This window comes from Bradyrhizobium liaoningense, assembly GCF_018130785.1.
Lineage (GTDB): Bacteria > Pseudomonadota > Alphaproteobacteria > Rhizobiales > Xanthobacteraceae > Bradyrhizobium > Bradyrhizobium liaoningense_A.
Map to the genome: position 1 here is coordinate 202577 of NZ_JAFCJT010000004.1, position 15717 is coordinate 218293.

Consider the following 15717-nt stretch of genomic DNA (forward strand, 5'->3'; position numbering starts at 1 on the left):
ATGGCGTTCGACACCAGACATCCAGCCTTCCCGAAACATGCGAACTTCGCGATCAAAAAGTCAGGCGCCCGCACGACGGTGTGGGTCCGGCCAATTTGCTTGCTCATGAATACAACTAATAAGTGTTAAATAAAATCAATACGCGCAAAGGTTGATTTTCGCGACTTCGCCGCAAATCTTACTTTGACATTGTCAGATTTTCATTGGTATAACTTTGACATGGAGAATCGCAGTGAGTGATGGTCCGTACAAAAGTTTGAATATGACGCGCGCCTGGAAGAAGTTCGCGGAATGGGCGCACAAGGCTGCATTCGAGCCGGAGGAAGTTGCCGGACGTGTTGTCCCAGCCCTGGAAGAGACGTGGCGCGATGAAGGCTGCGGCGAGGTCGTCCGCTCGATCCGCTCAATCCTGGGCGATGCCCGGCAGGCCGACATGTTTGGACAAGATAAGTCAGTCGAACTGGAAGCTGCGCGGCGGGATCTTTCTGCCGGCTACCCAATGCGGCGTCTGATCGTCGATCACGTCATACAGTCTGTGGCGAACGGAAAGCTCGGCATCGACGCGGTCTGCGACGGCGTCGAAAATGCGCTGCGGGACCGCGCAGCACGGGGGCCGCGGCAAGTAGAAGAACATTACCTGCGCAAGCAGAGCCCCGAGGCGATGGCGACCCGCGTCAGGAATCGCATGGAGGATGCCGTCGCGAGCGCTCCAATTGCGGGTCTTGCCCGTCGCTTGTCGGGCCTGGACGCTGCTACGCAACCCCCATCCGTCAAGCAGCAGGGTCTTGAAGACGGCGTGAGGCTGCCATGAGCGAGGACAAACTGCCCGGACTCCAAGTCGATGTGCACGAAGCCGGGGGACGCGCCCGGGCAGGTCGGATCTCTTGCGAGATCGACACCAATCTCATCTTCAAAACGCATAATCTTGCAGCCTATTTTTTTTCGAAATGGGATCCCGCCGTATTCGACTTGATGCTATTGGCGGCATCCGTTGAATTCTGTGATCGGATACAGCGTCGCCCGGCCTTGGGGTGGGGCCGTGCCTTTGAACTGCGCCTGCCGGTGCATGATCCCCACGTCTGGAATCGGAAGAGTGTGTCTGAAGCCTTGCATGAAGCACTCGAGCTCCTGACGGGCGATCAATGGAAAATCACCTTCGTAAAGCGGAAGACCCCCGCAGACGAACCTGCACAGCAGCTCTTCCATCTGGATATGGGGGCCGAAGCGGTCATTCCGTTCAGCGATGGGCTCGACTCCCGCGCAGTCGGCGCGCTGATGGCAGAGGAATACGGCGGCCGGTTGATCCGCGTCCGTCTTGGGTCAAAGAAGAAAGACCAACCGAAAGATCCGTCCGGCCGTAGGCAACCTTTCATGACGTTGCCGTACAAAGTAAAACCCGGCGCTTCCCGCTTCGTCGAATCGAGTGCCCGGTCTCGTGGCTTCAAATTTGCTGTGCTGAGTGGTTCGGCTGCCTATTTTGCCAAAGCGGGAAAAGTCATTGTACCGGAAAGCGGGCAGGGGGCTATCGGCCCTACCCTCGTGCCTGTCGGTCAGGCGTATGAAGATTACCGCAACCATCCTCGATTCATGAAACACATGACCGCGTTCTTCAAAGCGCTTCTGGGCTCCGATATCGCCTTTGTATTCCCGCGCCTGTGGTTCACCAAAGGCGAAACCCTTAAGGAATACATGGCTCTGAGCAGCGGCAAGGATACCGAATGGTTGAAGACGAGATCGTGTTGGCAGGATAACCGGCATGTGTCCGTCAATAATCAGCGACGCCAATGCGGCATCTGCGCGGCCTGCATGCTGCGTCGGCTAAGCGTTTATGCGGCTAATCTAACGGAACCCGCAGATATGTATGTGTGGGAAAATCTCTCTGCGCCAACCTTTGACGAGGGAGTTGCCGAGGGGTTCGACAAAAGGACCCGCGCGCAAAGGCAATATGCAATCGCAGGCACCTTGCATCTCGATCACCTCGCGTATTTAAAGCGGTCACGCGCGGCCGAACGCTCCCTCGATCTTGCGGCCTTTCAACTCGCGCGCTCGCTCGACGAATCGGAAGCGGTCATCCGTCCAAAGCTGGACCGGCTGCTCTCCCAACACCAAAAAGAATGGAAGAGTTATATGACCTCTCTGGGACCGCAGTCATTCGTTGCTCAGTGGGCCGACAATGACCAGTGTGCTTGAAACTATGCCGCCGACGGAAGTTGGCGAGCGCCTCCGCGAAGCGCGAGACCGCGTAAAGCTCAAGCAAGCGGACGCGGCGGAATCTGTCGGACTTTCACGGACCACCCTGGTTGCAATCGAGCAAGGCCAGCGGCGCGTCCGGATCGACGAGCTGCGAAAGCTCGCGAATCTCTACCGGATGTCCATTAACGAGCTGATGCGGCAAGAGGCGATTCACGCGGATCTGACTCCGAAATTCCGCAAGTTGTTCCAACAGGAGGATGGCGCGATAGAACTTGCTGTGAAGCAATTGGAGGATCTGGCCCGTGCCGAAGCCGAGCTGGAACAGCTCCTCGGCGTTCAACGGCTGCGCAACTATCCATCGGAGCGGCCGATTCTTCCCGGTGACGTTCGGGCACAGGCGGAACTGGATGCATTTGAATTGCGGCAGCGGCTTGGCTTGGGCTTGAGCCCGATCTCCGACATTGTAACGCTGCTGGAGCTTGAACTTGGTGTGCGCGTCTATATCCGACGCATAGATGGTGGAATTTCCGGTGTGTTCGCGTACGACGAAGCGCTCGGTGCTTGCATCCTTCTCAACGGCAATCATCCGCGCGATCGCCGCGCTCAGACCGCAGCCCATGAGCTCGGTCATCTGGTTTCCACGCGGCGGGAGCCGGAGGTGCTGGAAGAGGGCATCACTGAAAACTCCCGCGAGGAGCGTTACGCCAACACGTTCGGCAGGGCATTCATGACCCCGGCCCGCGCGGTCATGCAGAAATTCAAAGAGGTGACTGTCGGATCGGAAAAACTGACCCGCCGGCACGTCATCATTCTCGCCCATTTCTTTGGCGTCTCACGTGAAGCGATCGTGAGGCGGTTGGAAGAGCTCAAGCTGGCGAAGTCCGGCACGTGGGATTGGTTTCAAGCAAATGGAGGCATTAGCGATCAACAGGCCAGTCAAGTTTTGGGAGACCTGACGAGTCCCGACGTCCACAAGACGGATGCGGACAGGCCGACGACGCTTCGGCTTGGGCTCCTCGCCGGCGAGGCTTGGCGCCGCGGGCTGCTGAGCGAAGGCCAACTCGCCCGCATGCTCCATTTGGACCGTGTCGAGCTGCGGCGGATGTTCGATGGCCTGGAAATAGAAGGGAGCGAAGCCGATGGGGCTCTCATGCCTGATTGACCCCACGGCGCCGGTTGTCATCGATGCGAGTACCGTGATCAATCTGAATGCCACGGCTTGCGGGCCGCGCATTTTAAAGGCAATACCAAATCTTTTCATTGTCACCGATGTCGTACAGAGGGAGCTTCTCGAAGATCGGCGCAACGGTCGCAACGATGGACGGTTGGTCGCTGAACTTGTTGCGTCAGGCCTTATCTCAGTGGCGAAGCTTGACGATCTCACCGAGTCCCATTTCGAAGATCTGGTGATCGGACGAGGTGAAGCGACTCTCGACGACGGTGAAGCGGCAACGATCGCTTATGGCGTGGAGAAAGGGGCGATCGCCTTGATCGACGAGCGGAAGGCCACGCGAATGTGTGGTGAACGATATCCGCGCCTGGTCGTCGGAAATTCCTTGGATGTGCTCGCTCATAGCGCCGTGCTGACGGCACTGGGTGACGGCGGAGCCGCGGATGCGATCTTCAACGCACTCCGTTCGGCCCGGATGCGGGTCCCGCCATCAGCGCTGCAGTGGGTAGTCAACTTGATCGGGCCAGAACGTGCCGCGATATGCGAGTGCCTTCCGCGCGCATTTAGAACGAAAGCAATTTCTGCTTCATGAGCCTGAGGACCAATTGGGCTAAATATCATTTCCAATCGCATCGGACCGCGCTGCCGAGATTTACGCGGCTCGCGTTATGCTATCGGCGGAATATTCGAGCCAATGCTCGCGCACTTTGCCAATTGATTCGTGCGACCTTGCACTAATCCGGCTTCGATCCCCTTCTGTAATCCGAACTGAAAGGTCAAGCCTTTTCCAGCTCTCCATGTCCCATCTTGGGGTAGAAGCGACCACTTAGCCATCCAAGGCAAAGGTCTCTCTTTGACCCATTCCGGAAACACACTAGGCGAGCGGATGTGGTTGTCCGGTGGGCCTCTGCAGCAACTCGCGGCGTCTCAACGCGTTTCTCGCAGAGATTTGTCTAGAGGCCCGTTCGTCTTCTAGGTAGCGCGTGAGCGTCCCAGACATACCGGTCAGAGATATCAGCCGATCGGGGACCGGTCATAGGCCCGCTGCCCCGGGCTCCGCCGCGACCCGCGAGTCCCTCGGCGTGCCAGGGAAGATCGACTACCAAAAAATCTCCGAAGGCGTGTCCCTGATCATTTGGTCGCGGCAATAACTTATGTGAAACAATCCGGTGCGCGACTAACATACGTTAACTGCAGAACGTTTCAGTGGTATTTTCGGAACCGCGCTAGAGCTACGGCGGTTGTAGATTTTGTTGGGCGGCCCTTGAAGCGGGATGAGAATGTGAAATAACGAAGACGAGTGAAACAAGCGCACTCACTCGAGGTGCGACTTGCCAACGAAGCCCGAGAATTGCGTACGCGGGCCAAGCACCTTCCTCCAGGCCCCGAGAGAGAATACCTGCTCCGTCGGGCCCGGTTCGACGAGACTGCGGCACACATGACGGAGTGGTTGACGTCCCCCCGATTGCAGGCGCCGAAGTAGGGCGATCGTAATGGCCATCTATCGACTATTGAAAAACAGCCAGTTGAATCCGATAGAGGTCGATCGTATCGCAGCGGCTTACGACCACACGCTACGTATCCTTTGCGTCAAGGATCGCGACGATCCACTAACGGAAATGGTCGCCAAGAAGATCATCAAGATCGCGCAAACTGGCGTACATGACCCCACGGACATTTCAGCGTTGGCAATCAAAGAACTGGAAATCAGGTAAACTCTTAGGAAAGGTCATTCCAAACCCACAGACCAAGGCCGCGTCGCTGGTTCATCTTCCGTCTGTGGCAAGACAACAGCACAAGGTAGATTGATGCCCCTTACGCCGTTTATGACAAAGCTTTCCTCTCGGATGACGTTGCCGATATCAGATCAGCACGCTCTCTTTCGGGCGGCTTCTGCGCCGCGGCACGCGCTAAAAGGTGAATGCTTGATCGAAGAGGGCGCGGAACTATCGTCGCTCCTTATTCTTTGCAGTGGCATGGCCAGAGCGGTGCGCACCTTCTCTGACGGCAATCAGCAAATTGTCTCGGTGTTCGTGGACGGAGATACGCTGAATGCCGGCGAGATCGTGTTTCGTCAATCCCGAAAAGCGGTCTACGCCCTCACCACGGCGATCTATCTTTCAATTCCACTGCGCGAATTGAATTCGCTAATGGATAGTAGTCCGGCGATCGCGCGTGCGCTCTGGTTGGAGACAGCCGCTCAGGCCGCAATTCAGCAGGAATGGATGGTCTGGCTTGGACAGCGCGCAGCTCAAACCAGGCTGGCGCATTTCCTGTGCGAAGTGTCGCACCGATTGCAGCTCAGCGGACGCGACGCGCACGCAACCTGCGAGTTTCCGCTCACCCAGCGCGATCTTGCGGACACTCTCGGCTTATCGTCAGTGCACATCAATCGGACACTGCAGACCTTGCGGAGCCAGGGCCTGATTGAGCTTACCCGCAGCCAGTTGACGATTTTGGACAAAGAGGGGCTTTACGCGATGGGGGAATTCGACCCCGAATACCTCGATGGACTCAAGTTTGTCGACGAAGGAGCGAACTGATGCCCCGTTTCTTTATCAACCACACCTCACCGAGCGAGATTTGTGTCGACCATATCGGGATTGAGTTTTCCTCGCTCGAGGCGGCCTATCTCGACACCTGTGAAGCTGCACTTGCCATCGCATTTGAAAAGCTCCATGAGCGACAGGATCCGACAAGGGATGCATTCGAAATCATCGATGAAAAGAAAAACTTGCTGATGCAAGTGCCGTTCTCCGAAGTGCTCCGGCCGGCGGCGATGACAACCAGGCAGGCAAACACCGTGGCGTTCGAAAATTGCCGACGCCAAATCGCCCGGAGCGGACGGTTGAAAGACGAAATTCGCGCCGAGCTGACAAGGACAAGAGGAATATTCGACGCCATTCGCGCGAATCTTTCCCCTCTCCGTCCGGTGTAACCGGCATTCGCTGCTTTGCTCATGAACAGTCGAGCGGACACCGGCCGCGGTTGGCGGCCCGCTCCTAGTGCGCTGGGCGTCGTCCCAAACGTTCCCCGGCCCGAGACTGTCATAGGTTAGCGACGGGCCGCGGAACGTGCATTAGCATGCTTGGCTAGAAAGCTGGGTCGCGCATCGTGAAGGCAAAAAGAAAACGCTATCGAATGGTTGAACCCCTTGAGGTTCGTCTGCAGAGATTTGCTGACGAGGCGCGGGCGTCGGCACGCGCAATGCCGGCTGGTAACGAGCGAGATCTCCTGTTGCGAAAGGTTGAGCAGACCGAGAACGCATTGGAAATAAACAGTTCGCTAGGTAGACGTCATGCGCCAAGGTGAGGGAATAGATCAGCAGCCGGGATCCGGTTGGTGGAGCGAAACGACCGAGGAAAGATTTGACCGTCGCACCCTCGCAACTATGAATCTTGCTCTGGACCGCGTCTGCGAGAATGTTCCCTATGGAGAGGATCATGTCGTCCGCAAACGTGTCGCTGAACAAATTATTAAATGCGCGACGAGCGGCAAAACGGCGCTCGGCGAACTGACCGATGCCGGCCAACGCGCCCTAATCAGCCTCGGTTGCGCGGCCAATAGCAAATCCCGCCCGCGCTGGACCAGCCCATTCGATGGCGGTTGAAGAGATCGATGCGGGCGCGCCGTCCCTCACCGCCACATTGTAGGCGCGTTGTGCAGAGCGTCGTGGCCCGCTTTCCTAAGATCGTCAACCGACCATTCGCCGCTCCTTGCAACCTCCAATATCCTGGAAGCAACGCGGGCTCGCGTCGATGATTCCAGCACCGGCACCTGTTCGCAAAGTTCTGCGAGGACTGCGCGCAACACCACGGTCGTGTCGGGATCGAACATAGCGGCCCCCTTGAAACCCGAGACCATGTTGGCGCGAACTAGCGATTGCCGACCTTACATATGTTAAGGTTGTGAAAATTTTGGGGGCATCCCCTCGACGGGACGGGGCTATCTTCCAACGCGAGCCCTGCTCGCAGGCATTTGCACCATCCATCGCAACCCGTCCGGTGCGAGGTCAGCTTGCACGGTGGCATCGAGAGAACGTGTAACCATCTGATCGGTGACAAAGTGGCCAAAACCCTTGCGGGTTGACGGTTTTACGTGAGGTCCGCCTATCTCTTGCCATTCCAATTTGAAGACTTCCGACGCACCATTGCCGCCCACGAAACTCCAACGAAGAACGACTTTTCCGTTCGGTGTTGACAGCGCGCCATATTTCGATGCGTTGGTCGCGAGTTCATGCAGGGCCAGCCCGAGCGTCTGGACGGTTTCGGCCGTCATCGTAACCGTCGGCCCCACCATCTCAAACCGCGTGGAGTCGGAGCCAACGAATGGAGCGAGCTGTGCTTCGATCAATTTGTCGATCGAGACGCCTTTCCACTGTTGATCGATGAGCAATGCGTTGGATTGGGCCAATGACTGCACTCGCGCCCCAAACTGCTCCTCAAAGTCAGCCAGAGAGGCGCTGGTGCGCACAGTCTGGCGCGCCATCGCTTGAATGACCGCAAAAAGATTGTTGGTGCGGTGCTGCAGTTCCTTCATCAATACCTGCAGATGATCGTGCTGCTGCTTTTGCTCGCTGACGTTGTTGAACGTCATCACGACGCCGGAGATGACGTTGGCGACGGTGCGGTAAGGCCTTATCCGCATCATGTAGGCCGCGCTCTCGTCTTTCAGATCGAGCTGATGCTCGACGATCTCCAGAGTGCGCTGGACCTTCCCGACGTCCTCGCGGAGTTTGTCATAGGAAAGCAGCGACACGATATCGGTCACGGGCCGGCCGCGATCGCCTTCGCGCAGGGAAAACACCTCCCTCGCCGCCGGCGTGAAATTCCTGATGCAGAGTTCGTCGTCGAGAAAGATGGTCGCGATTTGCGTGCTGTCGAGAAGATTCTGCAGGTCGTTGTTGGCTTGCATCAGCAGATCGTTCTTGCCGTGCAGCTCATTATTGATGGTTTGGAGTTCCTCGTTGACGGACTGCATTTCCTCCTTGGCCGTTTCCAGCTCCTCATTGGACGATTGCAGCTCTTCATTCACCGACTGAAATTCCTCCGTGACCGACTTCATATTTTCGATCTGGCTTTCCAACTCGTCGCTGGTCGCCTGATGGCGGATTTGTAGGGCGTGCAATTCCTGCTGGAGTGCCTCAACGTCCCGTTTGCTGGCCGGCGATGCATCGCCCTCGGGCGCTCGTTCGCCCTGCGGCCGGCTCGGGCGAAACCCCACCACGACAAGGCCGGGCAGCCTGCCCGCTTCGACGATCGGTTCGACGAGGAGGTCGACCAGCTCGCTCCCTTCGACCTTCAAACTAGCTTCTTCAATTGCTTGGCCGGATGAAAAGGCACGCTCTACGGCGTGGCGTACCCGAGTTCGTACGCTCCTGGCCAAATTCGCAAACAAATCAAGGCTCGCGTTGCCTTCCGAAGGTTCGAGATATCGGCCGGTCTCGCCGCCGGAATACCGCACGATATTGTGGTGGCGGTCGACGACGAAATAGGCTGGAGAATGCTTCGCCATGACGCGGCGAGCGCTCTTGTCGATCTGATCCTCGGTGCGGGTCGTAGTAGCTTTTGCGGCTGCGCCGCTGGCTGCCTGGGGTAGAAATTCCGGCAACGTCGCTCGTACGCTGTCGTGTCGCTGCAGAATACGATGCTTCTTGTCGGCGGCGCGAAACAGCCGCGATTCTCGGCTGATACTTTCCGACGGTCCGATGAAGAGATAACCGCCGGGCCGTAGTGCATAGTGGAACGTCTGCATGACGCGGTGCTGAAAGTCGTTGTCCATGTAGATCAGCACGTTGCGGCAAGAGATTAGGTCAATTCTCGAGAATGGAGGATCCCTGACAAGATTGTGCTCGGAGAAGACACACATTTCGCGAATGGCATGGACCGGAATGTAATCTTCGCCATCCATCACAAACCAGCGCTGCAGCCGCTCCGGTGACAAGCCATCCATCCGCCGGAACCGCGCCGTACGTGCGAACGTGATGGCTTGTGGATCGATATCTGTTGCAAAGATGGTGACCTTGGCCTCGCTGCGATGGACCGCGAGCACTTCTTGCAAAAGCACGGCAAGGGAATAGACCTCCTCGCCGGTCGCGCACCCGGCAACCCAGACCCGGATCGGATCGTCGGCGTCCCTCGCTGCGAGCAGCGACGGCAGGATATTCGCTTTGAGCGCCTCAAACGGCTCTTCGTCTCGGAAAAACTGCGTGACACCGATCAGCAACTCGCGAAACAGCGCGTCACCCTCTGACGGCTCTCGGCGCAGATGTTCAGCGTATGCGGAAACGGCTTCGATCTGCAGTACCTGCATTCGGCGTTGAATCCGCCGGATCAGGGTATTTTGCTTGTAACCGCTGAAGTCATGTTTGAGCCGCTTGCGTAGCAGCGCGGTAATCGCGGCCAGGCTTTCGCGGATATCCTCGCGGGCCCCATCAGCACCCTTCTGCTCCTCGACCTTTGCCAGATAGGCCTGATGCTCAAGAACCTTCGCCGGAAGGCTCTCGACTGAGGCAACACGATCGACAAGTCCTGTCGCCGCGGCGCTGCTCGGCATTCCCGTCATGGCGGTTTCGTCGAATTCCGCCTGGGCGAGGGTAAAGCCACCATATTCCTTGATCGCCTTGATGCCCAGCGACCCGTCGCTGCCGACGCCCGACAAGATTATGCCGACCGCGCAATCCTCCTGACTTTCCGCTAGGGAGGCAAAAAACGTATCTATTGGGCGGCGATACTCCCGGGGAGGTACCGGTGTCGAAACCCGCAGCACATCGCCTTCAAGGGTTAGCGTCGCATTCGGCGGAATTACATGAATCCGGTTGGGCACCAACACTGCCTGATCCTGCGCCTCCACCACTTCCATGGCAGTGTGCGGCCGCAGCAAATCTACCAGCAGGCTATTGTGGTCGGGATCGAGGTGCTGAACCAAGACAAAGGCCATGCCGGTATCGGCGGGCATATGATCGAAGAAACTTCTAAACGCGGCGAGCCCACCGGCCGACGCCCCAATGCCCACTACGAGCGAGGGCGGACGTCTTCGCGCGAGATTTGCTTTATCGCCAGCAATGTTCGATGGATTCTCTTCCATGTTTTCCTCGGCCGGGGCAGGGAATTCGCACGGCGCAAGCCGCAATGGATCCTGTCCCCTTGACCGTCCGGTTCCCACACTAAGCCTTTGCTAAACCTGATAGAACAGAAAAGCTAGAGAGACGCGCAGAGTTCCCGCCAAGACGGCTGCGGCCGGCCAGGTCTTTCGCCTGGTCGAGGTCGGCGACTCCGTGCCGATAACTGCGACGTCCTCACTTGGGCGAGGAGCGCTTCGAAAAGCTGATCAATCTTGCGGTAAAGCCGAGGTGTTTCAAACTGCTGCTCGCTCGTGCCCACGACGCAGTCTAATGATTTAGACGACTTCGGAAATTGGCCCATCGTGGCCATCTGCGGCTTACCGGCCAACGTCTCCTTCTGAGCCAGAAAGAGACGTGCATTGCTTTGGCGGCCCGCCGTTCGTCGGTCACGCTCTACTCGCGGGCATGCGCCCGCGACCGGAGCCGCAATGCGTCTCCGCCCCTTGGGTCACGATCGTTGCCGCCTACCGCTTCTGCCTGGTCCGCGCTTCTGTTCGGAGTCGACCAAATGGTTCGCTCCATGATGGGGTCCGGCGAGGCTAGGTCGTCCAAGCTCACAGCACGTGCTGAAACGCACAGGGATCGAAACGGACTGACCTCCCCCACGTCCTCGGCAGAGCAGTCGGCTACGCCGGAACGATCCTTAAGTCGCGTTCGAAGCTGACGGCTGGACGAAGCGGAAGTCTGCACCGGTCACCCACATACGGTGCATGATGATCGCGAGCTTCCTGGCTACGGCTACGCATGCCTTCTTCGCCCCTACGCGTTTGGCGAGCTTTATGCCCCACGCACGCAGAACGGACCACTTCTTCGCTATCCGAAGATGCGAGTTCGCAGCTTCGTAGAGAGCGTGGCGCATCAGCTTGTCACCGGCACTTGCTGATATTGCCAGACCGGTCGATCTCGCCAGACTGATATACACGAGGCGTCAATCCCAAGTGCGCCGCTACGGCCCTCGAGTCCTTAAACCGTGCAGGATCGTCAATCGTCGCCTTGAAAGACAGGCTTACAATCGGCCCTACGCCCGAGACTGTCATCAAGCGCCTGCAGACCTCATCTTTACGCGCCATTTGCGAAAGCTGACGGCCCAATAGAGCCTTCTTCGCTCGCATAGCGTTACGCACGTCGAGTAAAGGTTCGATTGCCAATCGCAACTCTGGTGCGTCAGCGAGCGCGGCTTCGACCTTGGTGGCGAAACGCGCACGGTGCACAAGCCCCAGCTTGAGGCCATGCACCTTTAACAAGCCGCGAGTGGTATCTTCGATCCCCAGCATGTGATCGACGAACTTCCTACGGGCAATCAACGTCGTCCGCAGGATCTGCGAGGCCTTGCTCTTGACGTGTACCGCCCGGTAATGGCCGAGCCGCGTCGCCGCGACATTGCAGACGAATGAGGGCTGGAAATGGGTGCAAGCCAATCTTGATTTTCCGCATGGTCACGGGCTTCGGCGGGTTTATCCACGACAGATCGAGCTCTCGGCAGAGGATCAGGCCGCCTATCAAGCCGCGCAGGCCGAGTTCGACCTCCTCACCAAGCAGCACGAGAGCCTTGAAGAACTTCCCGACGATGTCGATATCCGCTTCGGCGAACTTGAGGCGGAGATCGAGCACTTTGAATCCCTGCGTCGGGCCTACGACGCCGATGACATCGCCTGCGGCGGCGCCTTCGTTGTTCTCAACCATGACGGTGACGTTCGTGTCGAGCGCGGCTTTATCCGCCCAGAGGACGACAAGCGTCGACAGACTACGGCCAAGGGCCGCGTGCAATACGAGGATGAGGATGACAACGGTGACGACGATAGAGAGCCCGACGCCGGGCTTCCGGACAATCTCGTCGCCGACCTCACGTCGCACCGAACTCTTGGCCTTCGACTTGTGCTGTCTGAGCAGCCCGATGTTGCACTTGTCGCCGTCACCCATACGCTGCTGGCTCAGATGTTTTATCGGGGAGCCGAGGCCAATGTCCTCGATCTCAGGCCAACCAGCCTGTTCCTCGGCTCCCATGCGGACGGCATCGGGGAGACCCAAGCGGGTCGCTCGTGGTCGGAGCGCCACGCCCGCTGGGCGGCGCAGTTGCCGCGAGATGTCGCCGATCTCTGGTCGTTCGTCGTTGCCCTCGACCACGACAGCCGCATGGCGATCTTTGCGCATTGCGCGGCTATGACCGTCAACGCCGTCAAATTGCCGCGCGATCATCGACCGCGGGCGCTGGCAACTGCCGACGGACTGGCCGAGGCCGTTGGTCTCGACATGACCGACTATTGGCGACCGACCGTGCGAACATATCTCGGGCGCATCACCAAGGCGCGCATCCTCGAAGCGGTGCGGGAAGCTGTCAGCGCTGAGGCAGCGGACCGCATGGCCGACATGAAGAAGCCGGACATGGCGGAGGCTGCCGAGCAGTTGCTGGTTACAACGGATTGGCTGCCTGCGCCGATGCGGATGCCGCAAGCCGTGCAGCAGGACGTACCGCAATCAGTGGCGGATGCTGCCACGGATGGGTCTGCGAACGCCTACGCCAACGCGGCGGAGTGATCGGCAAGGCCGAGACCGTGTCGCGGTCCCGGCCTTCTCGCCCGCAACTGTTTTGGGCCGCGCGCCTTACGGCGCGCGACCATCATCACGATTCACATATCCCGACCGGTAGCCTTTCGAAGGCAGGACAAGAAGAGGCGCGTCGTGGCGCGTGGTGGTCTCGCGCCTGGAGAACCAGTGGTCGATCGTTCCCGCTGGATCAGCCGCCGTTGCGGCGGGACCAGATCAGCATGGAGCAGCCGTCGTTGTGGCTCTTTTTGCGAGGTCGACCGTCTGGACGATCGCAGTCTCACGCCAAGATCGTACACGGGCTCAACTCCGCGAGGTCTTCTTTCAGAGGCATCCGAATGTGCGCGCACAGATGCTAAATCGAACTCTGTCAGTCCCTGTCGTCGTGGCGCGCCAGCAAGCGTCCTTTCCCTCAGTGAGGCCGTGTCCTTGTGACAGTTGGATGATCGCAGCCATGATATCTCCGTCAGTTCGTTTGATGTGCCACGTCCTCTGCAACCTCGAATGGACGGATCAGGACCGGGGGACGGCAAGAGCCTCGATCGCCTTCCCGCAACGGCTTCGCCGGCTTTTTTCCCCTGCCGCGAAGTGGCGGCATTCCTCGCGAGTCAAAAAAGCCGTCTTACGCCGTCCTTCGCTCTGCTGCGGGCCTGACGGCTGCGGGCCGATCGCTCCCCGGGCCAAGGACCGCCATCGAGGCTGCGACGGTCGCGGCCCGACAACAGAACGGAGACACCATGGCTACCATCGGCACCTTCACCGCTTCGAACAACGGCTTCACTGGCTCGGTCAAGACGCTCACGCTCAACGTCAAGGCAACCTTCGTCGCATCCGAAAAGGAAAACGACAGGGCGCCAGACTATCGCATCCGGTCGGGAGCAACGGAGTTCGGTGCCGCCTGGAAGAAGACCGCACGGGAGACCGACCGCGAATATCTCTCGGTCAAGCTGGACGATCCGAGCTTCCCGGCGCCGATCTACGCCTCGCTGGTCAAGGGCGAAGGCGACGACAGCTACACGCTGATCTGGTCCCGCCGCAACGGCGAGTAACCCGCCGAAACGATCCGCCCCTCCTCCTCGGAGGCGGGGCCCTTTTTCGTGCCCATGGCAGCGCTGCGCAGAAGGAAGAATGAAGGACCTCCAGCGAGAGCCTCGGCCATATTTTTCAGGACGATTGCTAAGGGCTCCGCCCTCGCGCGAGCAAGGGTAAAGCACCGAGTCGGTGCCGGCGGGAGCGGTTTCCCCGGTCTTCCGCGCCCACGAAAGTTTTGAACGACATGGTCGTCATGGCGCGTGCAGACGCGCGCTGGACGCGCGCCCCTTCGGGCGGGTGATCCCCCTCCGCGTCCCGCCGCCCTTGCTCTTGCTATCCCGGTCTCGCCGACGGGCAGGGTTGCAGCGCAGCGCTGCGCTTTAACCCCTGCCCATAGGAGAAAGACCCATGACCATGATGACCCTGAGCCGGAACGAGCAGGCTGTTTCCAGCGCCTTCCGCGTGGACGTTTCGCGCGGCGAACGCGTCGGCCGGGTGTCCTCGGAATGGTTTTCCCGCCCGGCTGACGAGCGTTATCTGAGCCTGACCGATCTTCATGACGCCGTGCGCCGCCGCGCTGATTGCGCCCAAACCCGCACCGTGGAAAGCCGAGCCGTGCGCGTGGAGGCGAGCCGTGACGACGGGGAACGGCTGGCCTTGATGGTGCCGGGTCGCAGCGAGCCGGTTGCGCCGACGCATTGGAGCTTTGGGCAGTTGTGCAATCTTGTCGGTGCCCCGACATCTTACATGCGGCAGCTTCCTGCGCCGCTCGCCGGGATCAACCTGCAACACGGCTTGCTGTCACATCGTGGAGAGTTACTGAAGACACTGGAAGCCGACGACGGTCGGGTCGAGCTTCGCGCCGTGACTGGTCCGGACTATGGCCGTATCTGGGATCACGAATTGACGGCTGCCGTGATGAAGATCGCCGGCAATGGGACCGGTGATACAAGATGGAAGGTCCCGGGCGTGCTGGATTGGGCGACCATGACCCACAATCCCTTTGTCGACGTGGCCAAGGAAACGACCACGCTCTACGCCAGCGACCGCGATGTTTTTCTGTTTCTGGTCGACGACACCAATCCGATTGAAGCGGGGCGCCTGGCGGACGGATCGCCGGATTGGTATTTTCGAGGGTTTTACTGCTGGAATAGCGAGGTCGGGTCGAAGACTCTCGGCATCGCCTCGTTTTATCTCCGTGCCGTCTGCATGAACCGCAATTTGTGGGGCGTGGAAAATTTCGAGCAAATCACCATCCGCCATTCCAAATTCGCGCCGCAGCGCTTTGCGCACGAAGCGACACCGGCGCTGACAAGCTTTGCCAACTCCTCGGCCAGTCCGTTCATTGCGGGAATCAAGGCCGCGCGCGAGCGGATAGTTGCCCGGACAGAAGAGGACCGAGATAGCTTCCTGCGCAAGCGCGGGTTCTCCAAGTCAGAGACGAGCAAGATCATTGAAACCGTGCTGCACGAAGAAGGCCATCCGCCGGAGAGCGTGTTTGATTTCGTGCAGGGGATTACTGCGCTTGCCCGCGGCAAAGCCCATCAGGATGCGCGGCTTGAGCTTGAGGGCATAGCCAAGCGATTATTGGAGCAGGCCGCCGCCTGAGTAGCGCAAGGAGCCGTGCAGCCGGTCACCTGGTTGCACGGCTGAT

Annotated in this window: 12 protein-coding genes and 1 pseudogene; 11 read left to right on the forward strand and 2 right to left on the reverse strand. The window is 59.1% G+C overall.

What is annotated here, in order from left to right; translation table 11 throughout:
- The first annotated feature begins 232 nt into the window (after positions 1-232).
- The 8 genes from JQ627_RS13255 (at position 233) to JQ627_RS13290 (ending at position 6974) form a co-directional block, all read left to right on the forward strand.
- Positions 233-811 (forward strand): hypothetical protein, encoded by a 579-nt coding sequence (locus JQ627_RS13255; RefSeq protein WP_212484640.1) that lies wholly within the window; start codon positions 233-235, stop codon positions 809-811.
- Positions 808-2190 carry a 7-cyano-7-deazaguanine synthase gene (locus JQ627_RS13260; protein WP_212484641.1) on the forward strand — a complete coding sequence of 461 codons (1383 nt, stop codon included), beginning with the start codon at positions 808-810 and terminating at the stop codon, positions 2188-2190. Before JQ627_RS13255 ends, JQ627_RS13260 begins: the two co-directional genes overlap by 4 nt.
- Positions 2174-3355 carry an XRE family transcriptional regulator gene (locus JQ627_RS13265; RefSeq protein WP_212484642.1) on the forward strand — a complete coding sequence of 394 codons (1182 nt, stop codon included), beginning with the start codon at positions 2174-2176 and terminating at the stop codon, positions 3353-3355. Before JQ627_RS13260 ends, JQ627_RS13265 begins: the two co-directional genes overlap by 17 nt.
- Positions 3356-3389: 34 nt before the next feature.
- Positions 3390-3956, forward strand: coding sequence for a hypothetical protein (locus JQ627_RS13270; RefSeq protein WP_212484643.1), 567 nt, complete (start codon positions 3390-3392; stop codon positions 3954-3956).
- Between the two features lie 901 nt (positions 3957-4857).
- On the forward strand, positions 4858-5079 hold the full coding sequence (locus tag JQ627_RS13275; protein ID WP_212484644.1) for a hypothetical protein: 222 nt from the start codon (positions 4858-4860) through the stop codon (positions 5077-5079).
- Positions 5080-5211: 132 nt separating this feature from the next.
- A complete protein-coding gene (locus tag JQ627_RS13280; RefSeq protein ID WP_283817098.1) occupies positions 5212-5907 on the forward strand; it encodes a Crp/Fnr family transcriptional regulator in 696 nt (231 codons plus the stop codon).
- Positions 5907-6302 carry a DUF6894 family protein gene (locus JQ627_RS13285; RefSeq protein ID WP_038959699.1) on the forward strand — a complete coding sequence of 132 codons (396 nt, stop codon included), beginning with the start codon at positions 5907-5909 and terminating at the stop codon, positions 6300-6302. The genes JQ627_RS13280 and JQ627_RS13285 overlap by 1 nt, the downstream gene beginning before the upstream one ends.
- 360 nt (positions 6303-6662) lie before the next feature.
- A complete protein-coding gene (locus JQ627_RS13290; protein ID WP_309248130.1) occupies positions 6663-6974 on the forward strand; it encodes a hypothetical protein in 312 nt (103 codons plus the stop codon).
- Between the two features lie 335 nt (positions 6975-7309).
- Here JQ627_RS13290 and JQ627_RS13295 read toward each other — a convergent pair whose 3' ends face one another.
- Positions 7310-10450 carry a chemotaxis protein CheB gene (locus JQ627_RS13295; RefSeq protein WP_212484646.1) on the reverse strand — a complete coding sequence of 1047 codons (3141 nt, stop codon included), beginning with the start codon at positions 10448-10450 and terminating at the stop codon, positions 7310-7312.
- 903 nt (positions 10451-11353) lie between these two features.
- On the reverse strand, positions 11354-11761 hold the full coding sequence (locus JQ627_RS13300; RefSeq protein WP_212484647.1) for a transposase: 408 nt from the start codon (positions 11759-11761) through the stop codon (positions 11354-11356).
- A gap of 94 nt (positions 11762-11855) precedes the next feature.
- Here JQ627_RS13300 and JQ627_RS13305 point away from each other — a divergent pair.
- The 3 genes and pseudogenes from JQ627_RS13305 to JQ627_RS13315 all read left to right on the forward strand — a co-directional run.
- A pseudogene (locus JQ627_RS13305) lies at positions 11856-13022 on the forward strand (chromosome partitioning protein ParB); the annotation flags it as partial.
- Positions 13023-13768: 746 nt separating this feature from the next.
- On the forward strand, positions 13769-14080 hold the full coding sequence (locus JQ627_RS13310; protein WP_212484649.1) for a DUF736 domain-containing protein: 312 nt from the start codon (positions 13769-13771) through the stop codon (positions 14078-14080).
- Positions 14081-14477: 397 nt separating this feature from the next.
- The gene (locus tag JQ627_RS13315; protein WP_212484818.1) at positions 14478-15671 is read left to right on the forward strand and encodes a DUF932 domain-containing protein; all 1194 of its coding nucleotides are present in this window, start codon (positions 14478-14480) and stop codon (positions 15669-15671) included.
- Positions 15672-15717: the final 46 nt, after the last annotated feature.